Below are 23,426 nucleotides of genomic sequence, written 5' to 3'. Positions count from 1 at the left end.
ATATGTAAACTAGATAATTGAAGGGGGAATTCCTATGAGAAACCTACAAACTGAAGATTTATTCAAACTGCAGTCCGTCACGAACCCGCAACTATCGCCTGGCGGAAAAGAAGCGCTGTTCATCAAAACGCATATCGACGAAGAGGAAAACAAATATATCGCAAACCTGTACCACATCGACCTCGACACGAAGGAAATAACGCAATGGACGCATGGAAAACATCGCGTCAGCTCGCCGAAATGGTCGGCAGACGGCATGCAGATCGCTTTTTTGTCGAATCGCGACGAGAAAAATCAGCTGTACATCCTATCCGCCCGCGGAGGCGAAGCGAAGAAACTTACATCCTTTGAAAACGGCATATCCGGCTTCGAATGGTCGCCGTGCGGAACGAAAATCTGGTTTGACGCTTCGGTGAAGGAAGGCAAGGCGTTCACGGATAAAGAGGAGAAGGATGAAAAGAAGAAGCCTGAACCCGTCCGCGTGACGAAGATGAAATATAAAATGGACGGCGTCGGTTTATTGCCGCAGGATTCATTCAAACAAATCGGTGTCATCGACCTTGAAACGGGGGAGGTAACGCAGTTTACGGAAGGGAATCATCAGCATACGCTACAGGCGGTTTCGCATGATGGCAAAAAGCTTGTCATTGGCGTGAACCGGGATGAGGATTTGGACTGGGCATTCCGCCAGCCGCTCCATTTGGTCGATGTCGAATCGAAAGAAGAGACGGTCATCGTCGACGAGGAAGGCTATTATGGCGGTGCCCGTTTCTCATTCGACGATAACTATATCGCATTTATCGGCTCGGATCGCACGTTCCAAAATGCTACACATAGCAGTTTGTATGTGTACGATACGCCACGCGGCAATACGATCAATATTACGGAAAGCGTCGATGCTCCCGTTGGCGACTATACGGTTGCGGATCATCAGCAGGGGGCGACCGCGCCGAGCATAGTTTGGACGAAGGACAATGACCTGTACTTCCAACTGTCTGTAATGGGCGACGTCCGCCTTTATTTCGCCACGCTCGAAGGGGAGCTATACCCGGCGTCACAGGAAAACGAGCATGTGTATGGTTATGACGTGAATACGGAAGGCGATTTCGCATTAGTCGCAGCGAGCGATCCCGTAAATCCGGGAGAGATTTATCAATTGACGATTGCGACAGGCGAAAGGGAAGCACTCACTACATTTAATAAAGACTATTTGCAGGAAGTAAAACTCGTCGAGCCGGAATCCATCTTCTTCAAAGGGGCAAAGGAATGGGATGTCCACGGCTGGCTCATGAAACCGGCCGACTTCAAGGAGGGCGAGAAGTATCCGCTCATCGTCGATATCCATGGCGGACCGCACGCGATGTTCGGCAATACATTCTTCCATGAAATGCAGCTGCTCGCCGCAAAAGGATACGGAGTGCTCTATATCAATCCGCGCGGCAGCCACGGCTACAGCCAGCAATTCGTCGATGCCGTCCGCGGCGATTACGGTGGTGGCGACTATGAAGACATCATGGCGTCGGTTGACCATGTGCTAGCGGAAAATGAATGGATCGACGAAAATCGCCTTGGCGTAACTGGCGGCAGCTATGGCGGGTTCATGACGAACTGGATCGTCGGCCATACGAACCGCTTCAAAGCGGCGGTCACACAGCGCTCGATCTGCAACTGGATCAGTTTCTTCGGTGTATCCGACATCGGCTACTACTTCAGCGACTGGCAAATTGGGGCAGACATGAAGGACGTCGAAACGCTTTGGAAACACTCTCCGTTGAAATATGCGGAAAACGTGGAGACTCCGCTTTTAATTCTCCACTCGGAAAAAGATTTCCGCTGCCCGATCGAACAGGCGGAGCAGTTATTTATTACATTGAAAAGCATGGGGAAAGAGACGGAATTCGTCCGCTTCCCGGATGCAGACCACAACCTATCGCGGACCGGCGCACCGAATCTGCGTATTGAGCGGTTGAACGAGATTACGGGCTGGTTCGCGAAATACCTATAATCTTGGAGGAAACAGATTGACATACACTCTAGACGGCGTAACAATCCGGCCGATAAAAGAAGAAGATTTGCACCGCATGTGGGAATTGACGTTCAAAGAGGAAAATCCCGAATGGAAGAAATGGGATGCCCCGTACTACCCGCATAAAACAATAACGTATGAAGCATTTCTCGAACGGAAAGACAATGTCGTCGATACGGATGATTACTGGGGTATCGAAGTGGGCGGCAAGCTCATCGGCATGGTCAGCTACTATTGGGAGCACAAGCCGTCCCTCTGGCTTGAAATGGGCATCCTCATCTACGAGCCGAAATATTGGAGCGGCGGCTACGGAACGAAGGCGCTCACAATGTGGATCGATCATTTATTCAACGAAATTCCGCTCGTCCGCGTCGGCCTCACGACTTGGTCCGGCAACGAGCGCATGATCCGCGTCGCCGAAAAGCTCGGCATGACGATGGAAGCGCGCATCCGCAAAGTCCGCTACTGGAACGGCGTCTACTACGACTCCATTCGCATGGGCATGCTGCGCGAGGAATGGGAATTGCATAAAGGGAAATGAGAGAGGGGAGGGTAATCATCCCTCTCTTTTTGTTTTGAGTACGTTACGGTCAGCGTTTCAAAACTACATACTCATTTTACAAACCGTATCTTCATAGATTAAAATAAAGTGAGTAATCACTCGCTACTTATAAAGAGGTGACAATCATGAATGAAAGAGAAGTATGCGTCTCCATCCGCAATGTCTCCAAAAGTTTTGGCAAGCATCAAGTTCTTCAAAACATTAACCTCGACATCTACGAAGGCGAGATCTTCGGCTTGCTAGGACCTTCCGGAGCGGGGAAGACGACGTTGGTAAAGGAACTGGCGGGACTTGACGAACCGACGGAAGGGGAAAATTGTTTATTCAACGAGAAAATGCCTTCTTTGAATCTCATCAAACGGGTCGGGTATATGGCGCAATCGGATGCCCTATACGAGGACTTGTCGGCGAAGGAAAATCTTCAATTCTTCTCTGAACTATACGGATTGAAAGGGCAGAAACAAGCGGAGCACATCAATGAAGTGATGGAGCTCGTCCAACTTTCCGGCGACGCTACGAAACTCGTGTCGAACTACTCGGGTGGGATGAAAAGACGCCTCTCCCTTGCGATCGCACTGCTCCACGAACCGGAATTGCTCATCCTCGACGAGCCGACTGTTGGAATCGACCCAGTCCTGCGGAAAAGCATCTGGAACGCATTCGCGGATCTAAAAGCGCAAGGGAAGACGCTCATCGTCACGACCCATGTCATGGATGAAGCCGATAAATGCGATCGACTCGGGCTCATACGCAATGGAAAACTAATCGCTGTCGGCACACCCGCGGAATTGAAAAAGGAAACAAACTCCTCAACAATCGAGGAAGCATTCCTCGTCTATGGAGGTGCAGAACGATGAGAGTACTGGCATTGGTGAAACGGATTCTCCGTCAACTTGTCAGAGACAAACGGACAATCGGGCTGCTTATCTTCGCGCCGATCCTCGTGCTGACGATGCTCTATTTCGTTTTCAACGGCGACGACTACACTCCGAAAATTGGGTTGGTCAATGTGCCGGAAATGCTCGCCGACCAGATCGCTACCGAAGGGGCTCAAGTAACCACCTTCAAAACGGAAGTGGAAGCGATGAAAAAACTCGCCGCGCAGGAACTCGATGGCTACCTGAAGATCGAAGACAACACACCGTCAATCGTCCTTGAAGGAAGCGATCCGAGTGTAACAGGTGCAACGATGAAATGGCTGCAGAACGCATTTCCTAAACCGCCCCAAGCCATTGACATTCCGGAACCGATGATTGACTACTTGCACGGCTCAATCGACATGGGGCAGTTCGATTATTTCGGTCCGGTCCTGCTCGGATTTTTCGTGTTCTTCTTCGTGTTCCTCATTGCTGGTGTTTCATTCCTGCGTGAACGGACGACAGGCACACTCGAACGGCTACTCGCAAGCCCATTGCGCAAATGGGAAATCGTCGCCGGCTACGTTCTCGGCTTTGGCCTTTTCACGACGATCCAGTCTACAATCATAACAGCGTACGCGATTTACGTGCTCGGCATGGTCATGGAAGGAGCTTTCATCTATGTGCTCCTGATCATCCTCATCCTCGCGTTGACTGCACTGACACTCGGTATCCTGTTATCGTCATTTGCACATAACGAGCTGCAAATGATGCAATTCATCCCGATTGTCGTCGTGCCGCAAATCTTCTTTTCCGGTCTGTTCAACTTGGAGACGATCGCCGAATGGCTCAGCTGGATCAGCCACTTGACACCTCTCTATTACGCCGCAGAAGCATTGCGCGACGTCATGGTGAGGGGTGCCGGATTTGGCGATATCATTATAAATTTGCTTATACTTGCAGGATTCTGCCTGCTGTTCATTGGAATAAATATCGCCGTTCTGAGCAAATACCGCAAAATATAAGGAGGACATCATGACAGAAGAAAATAATCTGCTCGAGGAAATGCTGCAGGAAGACGATAGCCTGACCGACAAACAACGGAAAATTCTCGTAGCAGCAACAGAAATGTTTGCGGAAAAAGGCTTCGCCGCCACTTCGACGAATGAAATCGCCAAAAAAGCGGGCGTTGCGGAAGGCACGATCTTCCGCCATTACAAAACAAAAAAGGACCTGCTCCTTTCAATTGTTACGCCGATGATGGTCAAAATGCTCGGTCCGATTATTATCAAAGACTTGAACAAAGTGCTCGACGAAGACTTCGAGCACTTCGAAGAATTCGTTCGCGCAATGATTAAAAACCGTCAGGAATTTCTCGATAAAAACTTGAAAGTTGTACAGATCTTTCTCCAGGAAATCCCGTTCCACCCAGAACTGCGCGAACAATTCATCGAACATATCGGAATGAAAGTCGTCAACCGATTCATCCAGATCATTGAGCATTACCAATCGAAAGGCCAGATTGTCAATCTGCCGGCAACGACCGTCCTCAGACTAACCGCCTCATCCATCATGGGCTACTTCGCCACCAAATACATCATCGATCCGAAGTGGAACGATGACGAGGAAATCAATCAAATGATTCACTTCCTCAAAAAAGGTCTAGCACCGGAGGAATGAAAAAGAAGGTCCCGACCTTCTTTTTTTGTTGGAATAAAACCTAAATGCGCATAAAACTGCTGAATTACGCATAATCCATCCCAGAAGCGCATAAATCTCTAGAATCACGCATAACCCATCCCAGAAGCGCATAAATCTCTCGGATCACGCATAACCGGCCCCAGATGCGCATAAATCCCATAACTCGCGCATAATCCGCTCCGCATACGCATAACTCCACTCCAACATCCGTCTACATATCCATAAACAACATTAATTTAACACTAATCAATAATTATTTATTGATATTCGATAAATAACAAGCTATAATCAATTCATACTAAAAATGCGAGGTGCTTTTTATGAAACGAGGATCAACCTTATTTTTGAGGATAGCAGTATTTATTATTGGGGCTCCAGTTCTTGCGTTAGGCATATACGGGCTCTATTATTTAATGAAAAATCCAGCCAACCCGGATTATGCGCATATACTCTATCCAATCGTGATCGGCATGTATATCTCTGTCATACCGTTCTTCGGAGCATTGCTGCAGGCGTTCAAACTGCTCAGCTACATCGACAAGAACCAGGCTTTCTCTGGACTATCCGTTACAGCTCTTAAGAAAATTAAACTTTTTGCATTTACAATCAGTGGTGTGTATGTGATTGTACTGCCATTCGTGGCAATGGTTGCGGAGCTTGATGATGCGCCAGGTCTCATCATTATCGGCATGGTTCCTATTTTTGCTCCGTTTGTAATCGCGGTCTTTGCTGCACTTCTCCAAAGACTGTTGCAGGAAGCTATCACGATAAAATCTGAAAATGATTTAACGGTCTGAGGTGAAAACAATGGGGATTATCATAAACATTGACGTAATGCTAGCCAAAAGGAAAATGAGCGTAACCGAACTTACGGAGAAGGTCGGAATCACAATGGCGAATCTCTCCATATTGAAAAACGGAAAGGCAAAAGCAATCCGATTCTCAACACTAGAGGCGATCTGCAAGGCGTTGGACTGTCAGCCTGGAGACATCTTAGAATACAAAAACGATGAAGACACAGAAGAATAATCAACTTACTGAAAGTCGGTTCCTACTAGATGGGAATTCGGCTTTTTGTTATGAAAAGATTTATTTTCAACGAAAGGCTCATAAATTCCTACAGAAACGCATAACTCTACTGAATCACGCATAAATCAATTAATTCGCGCATAACTCCCTGGAATTGCGCATAAAAGTCGCAAACCGCTCATAAATCCTGCCAAGTACCTATAAAGTCTCACGACAATAATGCTCCTTTCCTACAATTCGCATCTATTTCCTTTAGTGCTACAATGAATGGAAAATAATTCTTTAAAAAAGGGGGTACGAAACATGCCAGTATATAACGTAATGGAAGAAGTCGTCCAAAACGTACTCCAACAATACGAAACCGAACTCAATCTCACATGCGATTGTGACCGATGCAAAGACGACATCATGGCCATTTCACTCAACGAAATCAAGCCGCGCTACATCGTGAACGATAAACTAAGTCCAGTCATCCGCGCAGAACACGTCGCCGACCGGCAAGGCGCCACGAACATCCTCTCCACCGTCGTGAAGGCTGCCCGCATCGTCTCCGCATCACCCCGCTGCGAAAACGCAAAAAAAGAGTAGGCTTGGAGAATCCCCAAAGCCTACTCACTCCGAAAACAACGACATCATACTATGGATACTCTGATTCACAAGCAAATCTAGTTGCTGGCGGTTAATCGCGTCACGGCAAGTCTCCCCATCAAGTGACGCGCCGCAGGAATTTCACGACGGATTGCTTGTGAACGAGAACTTTTTCAGCATTAATGAGCAGTCCTCGGTAAACAACGAGAACTCACAGCCCCGCGACCATTCCCATCATCATTTTCCTTTAAACTCCGGTTTCCGCTTCTCCGCAAATGCAGCAAGCGCTTCCAAACGATCCTCCGTCGGAATCGTAACCTCATACGCCTTCCGCTCGATCGCAAGCCCTGTCTGCAAATCGGCGTTCATCCCGTGCTTGATTGCGAACTTCGCCTGCTGCAATGCGATCGGCCCATTCGCAAGCAGCTCTCCGACAAAACGGTCCACCGTCTCCTGCAAAAAGTTAGCTGGAGCGACACCCGTCAACATCCCGTACAATTGCGCATCTTCCGCCTTGAGCCGTCTCGCCGTCAAAATGAGCTCCATCGCCTTTGATTCCCCGATCAGCCTCGGCAGTCGCTGCGTTCCGCCGGCTCCCGGTATGATCGCAAGCCCCGTCTCCGTCAGCCCCATGACCGCTGAATCCGCCGCGAACCGGAAGTCACATGCAAGCGCAAGCTCCATTCCGCCGCCGAACGCATAGCCATTCAACACCGCAATGGTCGGCTGCGGAAGATTTTCCACCATCGTGAATACTTCGCCGATCTTGTAAATATTCCGCCTCACTTGCGAATCGGACAGCATCCTCCGCTCCTTCAAATCAGCCCCCACGCTGAATGCACGGTTCCCAGAGCCCGTAAAAATGACAACCCGGATATCGGGATTAATGCGAATCGACTCGATCACTTGTCCAAGTTCCGATAACATATCGTAATTGAAAGCATTCATCGCTTCAGGACGGTGCAGCGTCACTTTTGCAATATGCCCTTTTTGTTCAAACATAAGTGTTTCCATCATGAATCCTCCCATTCCCATTAACTATCTTCCAACATATCATTTTTCCCAATATGCCGCTATTAAAATAGTTTGAAAAATTGATAGTGAAATAGAGGTAGGTCTGATATACTATTTTTATTGAGAGGTGAGATAATGGAGTTACAAATATTTGTAGGCAGACAGCCGATTTTGGACAGTGAAGGGCAGATTTACGGATATGAGTTGCTGTACCGAAATAGCGAACAGAACAGCTTCCCGGACATCGACCCCGAACAGGCGACCATCCATTTGCTCGTCAATACATTCCTGTCAATCGGTGTCGATCAAATTTCTGGGAAGTCAAAGTCATTCATCAACTTTTCCGGTGACCTGCTCATTAAGGACATCTTTTCGAATTTGAAGCCGGAATATGTCGTTATCGAGATTTTGGAGGACGTTGAAATCACTCCAATGCTCATCTCGAGGATACGTGAGATCAAGCAGGACGGATTTCAGCTTGCACTGGACGACTTCATCATGCAAGACCAATATGCCTTACATACCGAGTTGTTCGAACTGATCGATTACGTGAAAGTGGATTTCCTCGCCGTGGACGACAAAAGCAGGCGGGACATCGAGAGGTTCATTAAAAGATACCCGCATATCAAGATGCTTGCGGAAAAAATCGAGACTGAAGAACAGTTCCAAATTGCGAAACAGAGCGGGTACGACTTGTTCCAAGGATATTTCTTTGCAAAGCCGGAAATCATCAAAGGCGTTGAAATCCCTGCGAACCTCAATCTGCATGTACAGATCATCGGCAAATTGAATGATCGCAACCCGAACATTGACGAAATTGCCAATCTCATACTCCATGACATCTCACTGACGTACAAACTGCTACGATTCATAAACACGCTGAACTTCAGCGTCCCGAAAAGCGTCGGCTCCGTCAAACAGGCAATCGTTCTGATCGGACTGCGCGAGCTGAAGAAATGGATGCGGATTTTGATGCTGCAGGACATTAGCGACCATTCATCGAGCGGCCGAGTCAAAGCGCTCGTCTCCTACTCGATGTCACGGGCAAAAATGTGCGAGCTCGTCGCCATCCGTACTGGGTATCCAAATGGCGATGAACACTTCTTTGTCGGGCTATTTTCGTTACTCGATGCCATCATGAACCGCGATTGGGAGGACATCCTGCCGATGTTCCCGTTTTCCGAGGAGGTGGCGGAGACGCTGCAGGGAAAGAAGACCGATATGACGCCATATTTGGAGCTCGCAATCGCTACGGAGCGTTTCGATATGGAGAAAATCAATGACATCAGCAAACGATTCGGCTTATCAAAAGAGGAGATTGCTGCATACTCCAACAAAGCGAACCATTGGGCGCAACAGCTTGAAAGATGAACCGAATAGGGATTTTCTTTTGACCTGCATTTCCAGTAGAATATGATGCAGGAGTTGATTAGTAGTGAAAACAGCAATTGTAACAGATAGCACGGCATATTTGCCGTATTATATAGTGGAGAAACTTGATATCCACGTCATTCCATTGACGGTGACGATCGACGGACATTCCTACGAAGAGGAAGTCGACCTGACGTCAGCGGATTTCTACGAGAAGGTGCGTGGCGAAGGTCCGTTGCCGAAAACGTCCCAGCCGCCGGTCGGAAAATTCGTCGAGCTGTTCGAATCATTGAAAGCGGATCACGACACGGTCATTTCCATCCACCTGTCTAGCGGCATAAGCGGCACATACGCAGGCGCCGTCCAAGCGGGGGAAATGGTGGAAGGCATCGAAGTTCACGCATTCGATTCGGAACTGTCCTGCTATATCCAAGGGTTTTATGTCATCCGGGCAGCTAAAATGGCGGAACAAGGAGCCAGTCCCGACGAGATTATGGCGGAGCTCGCGGAAATGAAAAAGACGATGCGCGCCTATTTCATGGTGGACGACCTCTCTCATTTGCAGCGTGGCGGCAGACTATCAAGTGCACAAGCCTTAATCGGCGGATTGCTCCAAGTGAAGCCGATCCTTCACTTCCATGACAAAGTGATCGTCCCCTTCGAAAAAATCCGCACACGCAAAAAAGCGATGAAACGGATCGCGGATATGCTCGCGGAAGACTCGGAGAAAATGCCGCTCGAAGCAGCTATTATCCATGCAAATCAGCCTGAGGAAGCGGAAGCATGGAAAGTGGAACTTCAAGAGCGCATGCCAAATGTTGCTTTCACAATCAGCCACTTCGGTCCGGTGATTGGCACACATTTAGGCGAGGGATCGATGGGACTTGGATGGGTGAAGCGAAGAGCGTAAGCAGCCAAGTGCTCATAAATCTGTTTATGCGCTCATAAAACGTTGCAAGTGCTCATAAATCTGTTTATGCGCTCATAAAACGTTGTAAGTGATCATAAATGCCGTTCGTACGCTCATAAACCGTGACAAGTGATCATAAACGCCGCCTACGTGCTCATAAATGACGCAACCGTTAATTTGTCAAAAGCATTTAGCGCGGTCCAAAGCTGCATTCAATCAAAATCCAACCGCGTATTATTACAACAAAACAAAAATGGGGGTGTGTTCATGACGAAACCATTCAATCCGGCAATCCGTGATTTCCTGGACGGCCGTATTTGGCTGCGTATGCACACCCCTTTTACGTCCGAAGAAATCGATGCACTAATCGATGCGGGGCATATTCAAATAATCAAAGGTATCGAATCGAAACCTTCCTTCCTGAATCAAAAACGCCATCTATGCAACCGGTGTGAAAACGAAGACAGCTCCCGTTTCACGACATTCCATTGTGCCAAATGCGAAGGGCCGTGCACGTATTGCAGGCAATGCCTCAAAATGGGGCGCGTTTCATCATGCACGGAACTCATTGTCTGGAACGGCGAGAAGCCGCAATACCCGACGAACCACACAATCGCTTGGCAAGGCACACTCACACCGTACCAGCAAAAGGCATCCGACGAGCTGACCGACAGTCAAAACAAACGCGTGTCCCATCTTATCTACGCAGTCTGCGGATCTGGAAAAACGGAAATTTTGTTCCCACCCATACATAAGCTACTCACTGAAGGGAAACGAGTCTGCATCGCTGCTCCCCGAGTCGACGTCATATTGGAACTCGAACCGCGACTGCGCTCGGCATTCCCGAATACAAAAATTGAAGCGGTATACGGCGGCTCAAAGCCCACGATGGAAGCCTCTCAGCTCGTCCTCGCGACAACTCATCAGCTGTACAGATTCCTTCATGCGTTCGATGCTGTCTTCGTTGACGAAGCAGACGCATTCCCATATAAAGCGGATGCAACATTGCAAAAGGCTGTCAAGAAAGCGGTTAAACCGGGATCTCCAGTCCATTACGTCACCGCCACCCCATCAGATAAGCTGCTGTCAGAAATGAAAAAGACGGGCGTCGTCTCGATCATCAACCGCCGCTACCACGGCCATCCATTGCCCATCCCGAAATTTATTCCGTTATGGAACTATGAAAAGCAAATCCGGAAAGGGAAGCTGCCGCGCAAACTCATCGATTGGACGAAACAGCGGCTCGCCAACAAAGAACCGTTCCTCATCTTCTTCCACCATATCGGCTTAATGGAGGAAGCGGAGCCCTTATTCCAGCTTATCGATCCACGCATCCGCTCCGTCCATGCAGCACATCCCGACCGGAAAGAGCATGTGCAAGCATTGCGGAATAAAGAGCTTCCCGGCCTACTCACAACGACCATCCTCGAACGAGGCATCACGATCCCGAATGTCCAAGTGGCGGTAATCGGCGCGGAACAGCAAATCTTCGACAAGGGTGCTCTCATCCAGATCGGCGGGCGCGTCGGTCGTTCCGCGGACTATCCGACAGGCGATTTCATCCTGTTCCATAACGGCATTACGTATGCGATGGACGAAGCCAAAACTGAAATCGATAAGTTGAATAAAGGAGGCGTCCGCACGTGAACTGCCTCCTTTGCGAGCAGAGACTTGCCTCCATACCGAGCTGGAAATCCCTTTTAGCAGTCGAAAAAACATCATTAATTTGCGAGAACTGTTCAAAAAGCTTCGAACGTGTCGACATAAAAGAGGAAGGCGATGTAATCGACCAAATCACGTCCATCTATACATACAACGGAGCGATGCGCGAATATCTCCATCAATACAAATTCCTGCAGGATGTCGCACTCGCAGGCGTCTTCGCGAATGAATTGCGCAGCGAGCTCGCCCGGAAAGACGCCATCGTCGTACCAATTCCGATGCATCCACAGAAAAAGATTGAGCGGACTTTCGCACACGTCGAAGAAATGCTAGCGTCAGCTCGCATTCCATTTAAAGATTTGCTCATCAAGACCAACACAGAAGTAATGGGAGAAAAGACGAGGGAAGAGCGGCTTTCTATGCGCAATTTATTTGCTATCAAACCGGGAAGTACCATCCATAATACAACCTACATCCTCGTCGATGACATTTACACAACAGGCACGACACTCCGCCACGCCGCGTCCGTTTTGAAGGAAGCGGGCGCCAAGCGGGTGGAGGCGATCACGCTCATCCGTGCCGAAAAATAGGAGGAACAGATCATGGCAGAACTCAAACATTGCCCAACATGCGGCGACTTTTTCAATTACACAGGCGTCCGCGATGTATGCGCCAAATGCGCACGCGGCGAAGAAGAAATGTACGAGGAAGTATACCGCTTCCTCAGAAGACGCGAAAATCGAGCAGCAACAATCGAGCGGATCGTCGAAGTGACAGGCGTCACCGAAACTTTGCTCCATAAATGGGTACGAAAAGGAAGACTTCAACCGGCACTATTCCCGAACCTCGGCTATCCATGCGACAACTGTGGCAAGCTGACGACAACAGGGAAGCTATGCGCCGGTTGTACAGAAGAACTGAAAAGCGGGCTCCGCCAATTCGATGCCGCTCAGGAATTCAGGGAAGCGGTAACTAAAAGCGAAACCGGCACATATTTGTCTGGCAGAAAATGAGATGAATAAAGAATCAATCGCCTTAAGACCATTGCGATTTGATGATTACGAGGCCGTCCTGAACTGGAGCAAGGACGACCTCTTCTGTTCCGCGAATGAATGGGAACTAAATCGAACCGAAGAAGAGCTCTACCAATGGTGGATTCATTGTGTAAACAACCAAGCCGATGATTTCATCAGAATGGGAATTGAGTTCAACAGGAAATTCATCGGCTATGCTGACCTTGCAAATATAGAAGGGCACTCCGCCGAAATCGGTATTGCAATCGGTGACTCGACTATGTGGGGAAAAGGAATCGGCTATCATTCTGCGTTAAGTTTAATGAACTACGCTTCCTCGGAACTAGCCATTACCGTCTTCAACGCGGAAACACACGAATCAAATCAACGCTCGCAAAAAATGCTCCGGAAACTAGGATTTCAGGAAGTCAGCAGAATCGGCAGTGAAGAATATATGGGCGAAGAGAGTCAGCTCATTCAATACAGAATGACGATAAACGCATAAATACCTATATTCACGCATAAACTCGCCCAGAAGCGCATAAAGGGTAAAAAGTACGCATAATCGTCTCCAGAAACGCATAACCGCCGATACTTACGCATAAATCCCTCCATACGCGCATAATTGCAGAAAACCGCCCAGTAAAGGTCGGTTTTTTCCTGCTTTAAAAGGAAACACTAGTATGGAATAAAGATCACTTTCTGTTTTCGTCCGAAAGGCCCTAAACGTTCTCACAAATCTGCCGAAATAAACAATAGAAGCAAATCGAGAGGAGCGAGGCAAATGAAAATCAATAAAATCAACATTCCACCCGTCAACCCATACCGTACTAATCAGCTGAAAACGGAACAGGCGAAGGAACAGACGAAAATCAAAACGGATAAGCTGGAAATCTCATCACAAGCCAAGCAGCTTTCAGAAACTTCACCGATTACAACTGAACGGAACGAACGCGTGCAACAGCTGAAAGCACAAATTGAATCAGGGACCTACAAAGTCGAGCCTGAAAAACTCGCTGCCAACCTGATCAAGCACTTCAAAAAATAACAAAGATAGAAAGCAGGGGACCCTATGTCAATCGAAACAATCCTTTCCATACTCGACAACTTGGAAAAACTGCATAAGAGCCTGCTTCGCATCGCAAACGAAAAAACGGCGCTCATTAAAAACGGCGACATTAACGGAATCGACCAGCTTATGAAAGAAGAGCAGGCCCATCTAGCCGCCATCGTCCAAATCGACATTGACCGGCAAAAAGCGGTCATCGCGTACTTGAAGGGACAAGGACGTCCCGTGCCTATGAACCCGACGATCTCCAATCTGATCGAAGCAACACCTGAACCGGAAAATAAACCACTTGTGGAGGCGAAGGAACGTCTCCTGCATGCGATTCATGAATTGAAATGGCAAAACGAGCTAAACCAGAAACTTACGTACCAATCCCTTCAATTCGTGAATCTGTCGCTGGACATGGTTCGCCCGCGTCTGGAATCAGCCACCTACTCAAAAACTGAAATTACGGGCAGAAAAGGGACGAAGGACATACCGAACTTCGACTCGCAAGCCTAAGGAGGAACAACATGCGCTCCACATTCATGGGACTCGAAACAAACAAACGCGGCATGTTTACACAACAATCCGCTCTCTATACAACAGGCCACAACATCAGCAACGCCAACACACCGGGCTACACCCGCCAACGCGTCAACATGCAGGCAACTGCCGGCTTCCCTGGCGTCGGTCTCAACACACCTACAATGCCCGGTTTCCTCGGAACAGGCGTCGAAGCAGGTTCGATCCAACGAATCCGTGATACGTTCGTAGATCAGCAGTTCAGACAGGAATCCAACAAACTCGGCTACTGGGAATCACGATCAAAAGCCATTTCCCAGATGGAAGATGTCTTAAATGAACCATCCGATTACGGTTTGCAGAAATCATTAAGCCAGTTTTGGCAGTCGCTGCAGGATCTTGCAGTGAACCCGGAAAATAATGGCGCCCGAGCTGTAGTCGTGGAACGAGGCATGTCGGTGGCGGAATCCTTTAATTACATGGACAAATCCTTGAAGGAAATCCAAACGAACCTCGGACATGAAATCAATGCAACCACACATGAAGTGAATTCGTTATTGAAGCAAATCAGCGATATCAATCGCCAGATCCAAGAAATCGAACCGAACGGCTATTTGCCGAATGATTTATACGATGCCCGTGATGTGCTGATCGACCAGCTATCCGAATATTTCCCTATCGAAACGAATTATGACAAATCCGGTGGACGCGCTTTATCCATCGCAGAAGGATCCGTCACCGTATCCGTCAAAATGCAGAATGGGGAAGATATCGTCCTTGTAAGCGGACGCGAGCACGTCCAAATTCAAGCAGACCCTAATCCTTTACTAAAGGTCGATCCGGACGGAACTGTCACGAACCAACCAATTGCCGGATTGAAGATCTCTGCATTAAGCGTTTCCCCTGATGTCACAACATCTGGCGCAACACGTGGCTTCTCGGACTTCAAAGACAATGGAAAAGTGAAATCATTGATGAATTCCTACGGGACAAGCGATGGAAAAGGGTTATATCCGGAAATGTTCTCAGGCTTGGACCGAATGGCAAAAGCTTTCGCGGAAGAGTTCAATAAAGTCCATGGATTGGGGACGGACTTGACTGGGAATAAAGGCGAGGACTTTTTCATCCATACAGACAAGGACATTGAATTCACGGCAGGGAACATCTCCGTATCAAGCATGATTAAAAAGAATCCCAACTTGATCGCAGCGTCCGACTCTGAAATAGGTAGCGCCGAAGAGGGGAACGGCAAAAACGCGAAAGCCCTTGGCAATATTCAATTCAAAGGGATTCCCGGAGCAGACGGACTGAACGGCTCTACCGTCCAAACCTTCTTCCAAGGCATCATCGGTGAACTAGGAGTCAACGGACAGCAGGCGGAACGGATGACGGGGAATACAGCAGTGTTGAAAGCTTCTGTTGAACATCGAAGAGCTTCCATCAGCTCCGTCTCACTAGATGAAGAAATGACAGATATGATCAAATACCAGCAAGCTTACAATGCATCCGCGCGAATGATTACAGTTATCGATGAAACACTGGATAAAATCATTAACGGCATGGGTATCGGCGGCAGGTAAGATAGGGGGAACTAACTAATGCGTGTTACGCAATCGATGCTTTCCAATAATATGCTTCGGAATCTGACAACCAGCTATAACAAGATGGGAAAGCTCCAAGATCAGTTGAATACAGGAAAGAAAGTCAACCGTCCGTCCGATGATCCTGTCGTCGTCATGAAAGGGATGGGCTACCGCATGCAAGTTGATAAGGTGGCTCAATATCAACGGAACTTGGGAGAGGTCCATAACTGGCTGGACAGCTCGGATGACGCACTCGATAAAGTCGGCTCCGCGCTCCATCGGGCGAAAGAGCTCGTCACAAGCGCAGCGAACGGGACGATGTCATCTTCCGATAGAGAGAAAGTGACAAGTGAACTGAATCAGCTTCGTGAACATATTCAAAACTTGGCGAACACGAAAGTCGGGGATAAATATATATTTAGCGGTACAAAGACATCAACAGCGCTCTATGATGGGCAGTCATACCCGATGCCTTCTAGTAACTCGAACGCTCCTACTCCTTTTGAAAAGGATGTAGAGATTGAAGTGTTTGACGGGGTATCCTTGAAAGTGAATACGAATGGACTAGCGGTTTTCAAAGAAATCGATGATCTTTTCGCTAGCTTTACAGTCGACTCGGATTTCAGCAAGGCGATTGCTGATATCGATAAACGATTGGACAAAGTCTTGACGACCCGCTCGGAAATTGGAGCACGTCAAAACCGCGTGGAAATGATGGAAAATCGTCTTTCTTCCCAAGAGGCATCCGCCAAGAAATTAATGAGTGAGAATGAAGATATCGACTACGAAAAAGTGATTACAGATATGATCACCCAGGAATCGATCCACCGTGCAGCGCTTTCGGTCGGTGCCCGTATCATCCAACCGTCACTTGTAGACTTTTTACGATAAATACCCTCGAACATTCGGGTGCCAAGTACTGAAAGCTATTCGCAACCAAGCGAATCAAGCAGTACCCGGCACCCGATTTCACTATTTCCGGAAGGTGATTGCGTGAACATCCCACAACTCCAAGTTATGACGACAAAAGCGATGATAGGACTCTCAACCCAGCGTTCGATCCAGGAAATTGAGCAGCCGAGTGCGACACTCGACTTGCAGCAGCCGCAAGCGAAAATGTCGATTCAGACGGCTAAATCCCAGTTGTCCATCGACACAACAGAAGCTAGAGCGGATATGGATTTAATGAGTTCAAGCCGCCGCACCGCAGAAGTTGCCCATTATGCGCAATCCACTCTATTAAATGGGCTTGAGCGCAGGGCGCAAGAGGGTAGAGAACTAATGATGATTGAAAACGGAGGCAATCCATTGAGCGAAATTGCTAAGAGAGCATACAAGCAGCCATACAGCGGATTGTCCGTCAACTTCATTCCCTCACACGGCAGTGTCAACGTCTCTTTCGAACCAGGACAAGTCGACATCCAAGTCGAACCGCAGCAAGTGATCAACAACAGCAAAGCAAACAAACCGATTCATACATATACACCCGGAAAAGTAACAACAGAAATGCTTCAGAACCCATCCATCCAAATTGATTGGAGAGTATAACAAGGGAGGAATGAACAAAATGAAAGTACAATCAGCAATATTAGGCGAAATCGAAGTGAATGAGTCTGAACTGCTCATTTTCGAAAACGGTTTACCAGGCTTTGAAAATGAAAAGAAATTCATCTTACAAGCAGTCGAGGGGAATGAAGTCTTCCAAGTCCTCCAATCGACCGAAGCAAAGGAAGTCGGATTTGTAACCGCCAATCCCTATTTATTCACCAAAGACTATAACTTCGAGTTGGATGAAGCAACCGTCGACATGCTTCAAATCGAGTCAGTAGAAGATGTCATCGTTGTAGCCATCGTCACCGTGAAAAAACCTTTTCAAACATCTACGATTAATTTAAAAGCGCCTGTCGTCATCAACACGAAAAACAGGAAAGCAAAACAATGCATCCTGGAAAAGTCAGATTACCCGATTAGGCATTCAATTGAATCAAAAATCAACGGGCAGGAGGGGTGACGACATGCTAGTCCTATCAAGAAAAAAAGGTGAATCCATCTGGCTCGGCGACGACATTGAAATCACCATCACTGAAGTAAAAGGCGAACAAGTCCGCATCGCCATCAACGCCCCTAAAAACATCAGCATCCTGCGCGGCGAACTACGAAAAGAAGTATCAGAATCTAATACAGAAGCAATAAACGTCAACAACTTTATCGAATTCCTAAAATCCGACAAATAATTTGAGAATCCTATTAAACAATCAGACAACCAATCCGATACTAACTATGTAAGGGAAAACAAAGGTCGGCCGACCACACTCTCTTCAAAATAAAACCAAGCTCACAAGGACGTGAGCTACACATTCAAGGAGGAAATTATAATGAGAATTAATCACAACATCGCAGCATTGAACACGCATCGTCAATTGAGTGCTGCTACAACTCAACAATCTAAATCAATGGAGAAATTGGCTTCAGGTCTTCGTATTAACCGTGCTGGGGATGATGCAGCTGGTCTTGCAATCTCTGAAAAAATGCGTGGGCAAATTCGGGGACTAGACCAAGCAGCTAAAAACTCACAAGATGGTATTTCTATGATTCAAACAGCTGAGGGTGCTTTAAATGAAACGCATGATATACTGCAACGTATGCGTGAACTATCAGTTCAGGCATCAAATGATACGAACAACACAGATGACCGCCAAGCAATAGGAGACGAGCTGGTACAACTTAAAGATGAGATTAATCGTATTTCTGGAACTACTAAATTTAATGGTAAAGGCTTGTTAGATGGAAGTATGACTACTTCTTTGGCAGCAGGTTCTGAATTGAAACAAGGAGTTTTACTGGGGGCAACATCTGCAATCTCAAAAGTAGATGTTTCTAAGGCAGCTGCAGGAACTACATTTACTCTGTCAGCAGGCACAGCTGCAGATGAATTAACAATGTCTGCAACAATTGCAGGAAAAAATGTTACTGAGACTGTAAAGTTAGGTGCAAACAGCCAAACAGTAAACTTTTCAACTTTAGGTATAAGCTTTGATATTGCCGGTACTGAAACAGCTGCAAACTTACGTGACAATTTGGTAGCAACTGCGAATGACATAGTTGTTACTGCAGCAGGATCAGGTGCGGCTCAATTTATGATTGGAAGTAACGGATTAGCAAATGAAACTTTATCAGTGAATTTTGCGAAAATGGACGCAACAACATTAGGTACTGGCCTAGGAAATATGATTTCTGACAAGATTACGAACAATTCAGCAGTTGATAGCAAAACTAAAGCTGATGCATTAACAACTGTTTTAGATGATGCAATTAAAGCAGTTTCAACTCAACGTTCGTCATTAGGTGCGGCTCAAAACCGTTTGGAGCACACAATCAATAACTTGAACACATCTTCCGAAAACCTAACTGCCGCGGAATCTCGTATCCGTGACGTAGATATGGCGAAAGAAATGATGGAACAAACAAAGAACTCGATTCTTTCTCAAGCAGCACAAGCAATGTTGGCTCAAGCACAGCAATCTTCGCAAGGAGTTCTACAACTTCTTCGATAATGTTGTGACCGGGCGTCTAACTTGGTAACGAGTTAGAGCATCACTGGGTGAATTGCTGGAACCTCCTGAGAGCTCTTCTGCCACAGCGGAACTGGAAACGGTAAACGCGATGGCTTGAAAAACGGAGAGATTGGACAATCAGCAGCGAAGCCCCTGTCGGGAAACCGTGGGGAACGTTCAACGACTAGGATATACCGTCTAAGGCGAACGCTATGACGATGAAATCCGTAGGGTGTTACGAGTCGTAGCATTCGAAGTGCCCAGCCCCTACAAGGTAACTTGAGGGTGAAGATATAGTCTATTCTGTAATCGAAAGATACAGTCGCAAAGCAAGCGAACCAACAACCACAAGGAGTTCTACAACTTCTTCGTTAATTTCTGGATTTTTACAGGAGACTCTAGTTTTTCTAGAGTCTCTTTTTATACTCCCAAGGATTTATAACGAATCGAAATCTTATAGGATAAAAATTATTTTTGCAGCAAAATAGCTTAAGCAACTCGATTAGTAAAAACACATCAGTAAGGAGAGATTTTATGTTAGAGATTCACGACACATCAAGTGCATTAAATACTTTTTTAGAAATGGATGTTTTCAATAATGACACAAAAAAACGTGTAATTGAAGCCGATATTGTTTTATTACCAAACTTCGAAGTCGCGGGAGGTGTTGATAGGGCATTCCAACCGGACACAGTATCTTTTTATAAATATTCCATTGCAAATAAAGGTAATGAACTTAAATTTGAATTACTAGAAAATAAAGGTGAAGAAAAGACATTAGCGCTACATTCATTTGATATTTGGATTCCCTTCATTTATATAGGGAGTACTGTGTTATTACCTTTAACCATTAACTTAGTTAGCAGTTTCGTTTATGATAAGATGAAAGGTAGACCTAATGATGAACCGACCGTTCATTTCGACTTATTAGTTGAAGATAAAGAAAAGGGAAAAAGTAAACATCTAAGCTATAAAGGGTCAGCTAAGGATTTTAAGAAAAGTTTTGAGAAAATTGATGTTAATAAACTGTGGGAGGATTAAGAGTATGCTCTCTGTTTTAACAAGAGAAATAACCGATTTCAGTGAGCTTACACTACTTAGAACAAACATAAATAAAATTTATAATGAATTAAAAGATAGTAATTATGATGCAGTAATCCAAACATGCGATACGAGTATTACCAATTGTATAAGAATAAAGGAAAAAGCAGTTAAAATGGGATATGAAGAGATAGCAAACTCTATGTTCGTTATAAGTGAATATTGTGGTATGATGAAAAACTACTCTATTTATTGGAAAACCTTGCTTGAGGGCAGATATAAAGATTCATGGAATGTTTTACAAGATACTATTGATAGATTGATTAATGTAACAAAGTTCACAAAATGTCATAGTGACTTTGCAATAAATGCATTTAATTCTCACTTACAAGAATTAGAAAAACTTTATCCTTATCGTGTTTTTGCTAGTAGTGAAATGGTGAGAAAAACAGAGGAATGTAGTATCTGTGGTAAATCAGTATTAGACGTGGATTGCATTCATATTCCAGGCAATTTATATTGGGGACAAATGGCAGTTTCTATTTGTAAGGACATAGTATTTCAAGCAGTAGCACTAGTTAAACATCCAATGGATAAACGTTGTATTATTGAAATTAGTGATGACAATAGAACCGAAAAGGAAAAGTTTAATCTATTAAATTACTTTGTTGAAAATAATACAAACCCGCTTTTACTATTTTCTGTTATTGATATAGATAAGTACTACTATAACGAAAAGTATGATAATGTTAAACGTAATGATCTGTGTCCTTGTGATAGTGGTACAAAGTTTAAATATTGTTGCGGGGCCAGTAAATATGAAAAAGGTACCCATTACCATATTAAATTGAAGGATGAAGTTAAATTAAGAACAATACACCTATCTTGACTTAATAAGTTGAAGAGTAACGCAGCCCAGATATTTATGGCCGCGTTTTTTTATTTCTCAATTGCATGTGAAAGAACCACCTTTGTACTATACATTATAAAAGGAGAATAAAGATGCGGTGCAAAAAATGAATATCAAACAAAAAAGAGTATTCCAAACTACTTCTTTCAAATACTCCCCAAAATTTATTTCCACCAACCAGTATCCCTTTCCAAATGAACTGTCTATATAGCAGATGAAGCGTCTTTTCATACAAATATCTATTTGAGGTGAAGGAAAATGGAACAAGGATGGATTAAAATACATAGGTCACTGTTGGATAAGCCAATTTGGACGGAGGCGACATCCGAGCAGAAAGTGGTTCTGGTGACGTTGCTGATGATGGCGACACATGATGAAAGGCATTGGGAATGGAAAGGGGTTCAGTATTCGTTGAAGCCTGGACAAATGATAACGTCGCTACCGTCACTTGTGAGAAAATGCGATAAAGGTGTGAGTGTACAGAAAATCCGCACGGCGCTGAAACGATTTGCGAAATACGGATTTCTGACAGATGAATCAACAAATCAAAATCGGCTCATTTCCATTGTGAATTGGGATGTTTATCAACGTAAGGACAAGTCTGGGACAAGTGAGGTAACAGACAGTCAACAGATGGCCAACAGGCAGCTAACATCTAACAAGAATGTAAAGAATGAAATAATTAATTATCCGAGAGCTGTTCCCGATGAGTCATCCGAGTATCATCAATTGGCATTTGCGTTACTTGAAGGGATTCGGGTCAATCATTCCGACCAGAGGGAGCCTGATCTTGGAAAATGGACGAACGAGATGAGGCGCATCTTAGTACATGATCAAAGGACATTCGAGCAGGTCCAGCATATTATTGCGTGGTCATAGCAACATCATTTTTGGCAGACGGTTATATTATCCCCAGCAGCATTGAGGAGGAATTGGAATCAGATGGTGGCGCAAGTAACGCAGGATCGCAAAGTACGCAAGGGGCAAGTTTAAGGGCTGCCGAATAGGAGAGCGACTGAATTCGTGTTGGATTTGACGAGAGGGGAAGCATAGAATTCATGTTGAAGATATGCTTACTGGAGAGCGAATGCTCATTGAGCGTTTTTGTTTTCCAAGTGACAATGTGTGACATGTTCGCTATACTTATAGATACTAGCGACTTTAGTTGGAGGAGCGATGACAAATGATTGATGCTTCGCTCTGGAATCGAGATGAGAAAAGCCAAGCCTCAGGAACTCGATCGAAATTTTGGCTACTTGAACCTGGAACAGATCCTGAAGATCCAACTAAATATCTCTTTAAGATTCCTACTGAAGGAACAGGTGGCCACTGGGCCGAATTTGTAGCAAGTAAAGTAGGAAAGCAGTTAGGATTTCAAACAGCCGAAGTAGAGCTGGCTGAATACCAAGGTGTTGTAGGAACAATATCTAAAAACTTTCGAGCAAAGACAGAGGAGTTGTATGAAGGCGGAGATTTGTTCTTGGCACAATTCGAACATTTTGATCGTCGTTCATTGACTGATTACGAGTTGCCCCACATCATAGAACTCCTTGCGGCATATGATTTGGAGAAGGAGTTTGTGACTTTACCAGTTTATGATGCATTGATTGCCAACAACGATCGGCATTGTGACAATTGGGGTGTCCTAAGTGGACCTGAAGAGATGCGTTTGGCTCCTATCTATGATAATGGCTCATCCCTTGGTTTTAACGAAGTCATAGATAAAAAGAAGATGATGCTGACAAATGATGGGATGTTGGCTGGCTTCTGTAATAGGGGAAAACCCAGTATTGGATTACCAGGTAGAAAAAAGCCGAAGCATTTTGAATTGCTATCTTATCTTCACATTCATTTACCAGACGAACTCAAAATGGCCGTGACGAGGTTAGAACAGCTGAATGAGGGAATGCTACTATCTATACTTAATGAAATTCCGAACAACATAATGTGTGATGTAAATAAAGATTGGGTTATCCGCCTATTACTATACCGGAAAAATTGGATTCTGAATTGGTTGGAAGGAGTGTGAAAG

Annotated in this window: 27 protein-coding genes; 26 read left to right on the top strand and 1 reads right to left on the bottom strand. The window is 45.8% G+C overall.

Annotated elements, in window-relative coordinates; translation table 11 throughout:
* The first annotated feature begins 34 nt into the window (after positions 1-34).
* From M3193_RS07080 to M3193_RS07045, 8 genes are all read left to right on the top strand, one after another.
* A complete protein-coding gene (locus tag M3193_RS07080; RefSeq protein ID WP_251625518.1) occupies positions 35-2,005 on the top strand; it encodes a S9 family peptidase in 1,971 nt (656 codons plus the stop codon).
* Positions 2,006-2,021: 16 nt separating this feature from the next.
* Positions 2,022-2,567, top strand: coding sequence for a GNAT family N-acetyltransferase (locus tag M3193_RS07075; RefSeq protein ID WP_285851850.1), 546 nt, complete (start codon positions 2,022-2,024; stop codon positions 2,565-2,567).
* 146 nt (positions 2,568-2,713) lie between these two features.
* Positions 2,714-3,445, top strand: coding sequence for an ABC transporter ATP-binding protein (locus tag M3193_RS07070; protein WP_251625517.1), 732 nt, complete (start codon positions 2,714-2,716; stop codon positions 3,443-3,445).
* On the top strand, positions 3,442-4,470 hold the full coding sequence (locus tag M3193_RS07065; RefSeq protein ID WP_251625516.1) for an ABC transporter permease: 1,029 nt from the start codon (positions 3,442-3,444) through the stop codon (positions 4,468-4,470). Before M3193_RS07070 ends, M3193_RS07065 begins: the two co-directional genes overlap by 4 nt.
* Before the next feature lie 10 nt (positions 4,471-4,480).
* Positions 4,481-5,125 (top strand): TetR/AcrR family transcriptional regulator, encoded by a 645-nt coding sequence (locus tag M3193_RS07060; RefSeq protein WP_251625514.1) that lies wholly within the window; start codon positions 4,481-4,483, stop codon positions 5,123-5,125.
* Positions 5,126-5,466: 341 nt separating this feature from the next.
* Positions 5,467-5,943, top strand: coding sequence for a DUF2975 domain-containing protein (locus tag M3193_RS07055; RefSeq protein ID WP_251625513.1), 477 nt, complete (start codon positions 5,467-5,469; stop codon positions 5,941-5,943).
* 10 nt (positions 5,944-5,953) lie between these two features.
* Positions 5,954-6,175 (top strand): helix-turn-helix domain-containing protein, encoded by a 222-nt coding sequence (locus tag M3193_RS07050; RefSeq protein ID WP_251625511.1) that lies wholly within the window; start codon positions 5,954-5,956, stop codon positions 6,173-6,175.
* A gap of 303 nt (positions 6,176-6,478) precedes the next feature.
* A complete protein-coding gene (locus tag M3193_RS07045; protein ID WP_251625509.1) occupies positions 6,479-6,763 on the top strand; it encodes a late competence development ComFB family protein in 285 nt (94 codons plus the stop codon).
* 237 nt (positions 6,764-7,000) lie between these two features.
* On the opposite strand, the gene M3193_RS07040 is transcribed toward M3193_RS07045, so the two are convergent.
* Positions 7,001-7,777 carry an enoyl-CoA hydratase-related protein gene (locus tag M3193_RS07040; protein ID WP_251625507.1) on the bottom strand — a complete coding sequence of 259 codons (777 nt, stop codon included), beginning with the start codon at positions 7,775-7,777 and terminating at the stop codon, positions 7,001-7,003.
* 135 nt (positions 7,778-7,912) lie between these two features.
* Between M3193_RS07040 and M3193_RS07035 the strand changes: the two genes are divergently transcribed.
* From M3193_RS07035 to M3193_RS06950, 18 genes are all read left to right on the top strand, one after another.
* Positions 7,913-9,148 carry an EAL and HDOD domain-containing protein gene (locus M3193_RS07035; RefSeq protein WP_251625505.1) on the top strand — a complete coding sequence of 412 codons (1,236 nt, stop codon included), beginning with the start codon at positions 7,913-7,915 and terminating at the stop codon, positions 9,146-9,148.
* 64 nt (positions 9,149-9,212) lie between these two features.
* Positions 9,213-10,058 (top strand): DegV family protein, encoded by an 846-nt coding sequence (locus M3193_RS07030; RefSeq protein WP_251625503.1) that lies wholly within the window; start codon positions 9,213-9,215, stop codon positions 10,056-10,058.
* 267 nt (positions 10,059-10,325) lie between these two features.
* A complete protein-coding gene (locus M3193_RS07025) occupies positions 10,326-11,705 on the top strand; it encodes a DEAD/DEAH box helicase (protein ID WP_251625501.1) in 1,380 nt (459 codons plus the stop codon).
* Positions 11,702-12,310: a ComF family protein gene (locus M3193_RS07020; RefSeq protein ID WP_251625499.1), complete on the top strand. Its 609-nt coding sequence runs from the start codon at positions 11,702-11,704 to the stop codon at positions 12,308-12,310. Before M3193_RS07025 ends, M3193_RS07020 begins: the two co-directional genes overlap by 4 nt.
* 12 nt (positions 12,311-12,322) lie before the next feature.
* The gene (locus M3193_RS07015) at positions 12,323-12,733 is read left to right on the top strand and encodes a TIGR03826 family flagellar region protein (RefSeq protein WP_251625497.1); all 411 of its coding nucleotides are present in this window, start codon (positions 12,323-12,325) and stop codon (positions 12,731-12,733) included.
* A 1-nt stretch (position 12,734) separates the two neighbouring features.
* Positions 12,735-13,238 (top strand): GNAT family N-acetyltransferase, encoded by a 504-nt coding sequence (locus tag M3193_RS07010; protein WP_251625495.1) that lies wholly within the window; start codon positions 12,735-12,737, stop codon positions 13,236-13,238.
* A gap of 279 nt (positions 13,239-13,517) precedes the next feature.
* On the top strand, positions 13,518-13,781 hold the full coding sequence (gene flgM, locus M3193_RS07005; protein ID WP_251625493.1) for a flagellar biosynthesis anti-sigma factor FlgM: 264 nt from the start codon (positions 13,518-13,520) through the stop codon (positions 13,779-13,781).
* A gap of 24 nt (positions 13,782-13,805) precedes the next feature.
* Complete coding sequence (locus tag M3193_RS07000; RefSeq protein ID WP_251625491.1) at positions 13,806-14,303, top strand: flagellar protein FlgN; 498 nt, start codon at positions 13,806-13,808, stop codon at positions 14,301-14,303.
* A gap of 11 nt (positions 14,304-14,314) precedes the next feature.
* Positions 14,315-15,886 (top strand): flagellar hook-associated protein FlgK, encoded by a 1,572-nt coding sequence (flgK, locus tag M3193_RS06995; protein ID WP_251625489.1) that lies wholly within the window; start codon positions 14,315-14,317, stop codon positions 15,884-15,886.
* 18 nt (positions 15,887-15,904) lie between these two features.
* Entirely contained in the window at positions 15,905-16,780 is an 876-nt protein-coding gene (flgL, locus tag M3193_RS06990) for a flagellar hook-associated protein FlgL (protein ID WP_251625487.1), read from the top strand.
* A gap of 102 nt (positions 16,781-16,882) precedes the next feature.
* Positions 16,883-17,437, top strand: a complete 555-nt coding sequence (locus M3193_RS06985) for a DUF6470 family protein (RefSeq protein WP_251625485.1) — start codon at positions 16,883-16,885, stop codon at positions 17,435-17,437.
* Between the two features lie 19 nt (positions 17,438-17,456).
* Positions 17,457-17,900 (top strand): flagellar assembly protein FliW, encoded by a 444-nt coding sequence (fliW, locus tag M3193_RS06980; protein ID WP_251625483.1) that lies wholly within the window; start codon positions 17,457-17,459, stop codon positions 17,898-17,900.
* Positions 17,901-17,904: 4 nt separating this feature from the next.
* Positions 17,905-18,123, top strand: a complete 219-nt coding sequence (gene csrA, locus M3193_RS06975) for a carbon storage regulator CsrA (RefSeq protein ID WP_251625480.1) — start codon at positions 17,905-17,907, stop codon at positions 18,121-18,123.
* A gap of 141 nt (positions 18,124-18,264) precedes the next feature.
* A complete protein-coding gene (locus M3193_RS06970; protein ID WP_251625479.1) occupies positions 18,265-19,443 on the top strand; it encodes a flagellin in 1,179 nt (392 codons plus the stop codon).
* Between the two features lie 534 nt (positions 19,444-19,977).
* Positions 19,978-20,484, top strand: coding sequence for a hypothetical protein (locus M3193_RS06965; protein ID WP_251625477.1), 507 nt, complete (start codon positions 19,978-19,980; stop codon positions 20,482-20,484).
* Between the two features lie 4 nt (positions 20,485-20,488).
* Positions 20,489-21,373, top strand: a complete 885-nt coding sequence (locus tag M3193_RS06960) for a YecA family protein (RefSeq protein ID WP_251625475.1) — start codon at positions 20,489-20,491, stop codon at positions 21,371-21,373.
* A 279-nt stretch (positions 21,374-21,652) separates the two neighbouring features.
* Positions 21,653-22,273, top strand: a complete 621-nt coding sequence (locus M3193_RS06955; RefSeq protein ID WP_251625473.1) for a hypothetical protein — start codon at positions 21,653-21,655, stop codon at positions 22,271-22,273.
* A 304-nt stretch (positions 22,274-22,577) separates the two neighbouring features.
* Positions 22,578-23,423, top strand: a complete 846-nt coding sequence (locus M3193_RS06950; protein WP_251625471.1) for a HipA domain-containing protein — start codon at positions 22,578-22,580, stop codon at positions 23,421-23,423.
* The last annotated feature ends 3 nt before the right edge of the window (positions 23,424-23,426 follow it).

It is taken from the genome of Sporosarcina luteola, assembly GCF_023715585.1.
GTDB classification, from domain to species: Bacteria; Bacillota; Bacilli; order Bacillales_A; family Planococcaceae; genus Sporosarcina; species Sporosarcina luteola_D.
Note: the sequence above shows the minus strand (reverse complement) of the source record. Positions and strands in the feature narration are given on the sequence as shown.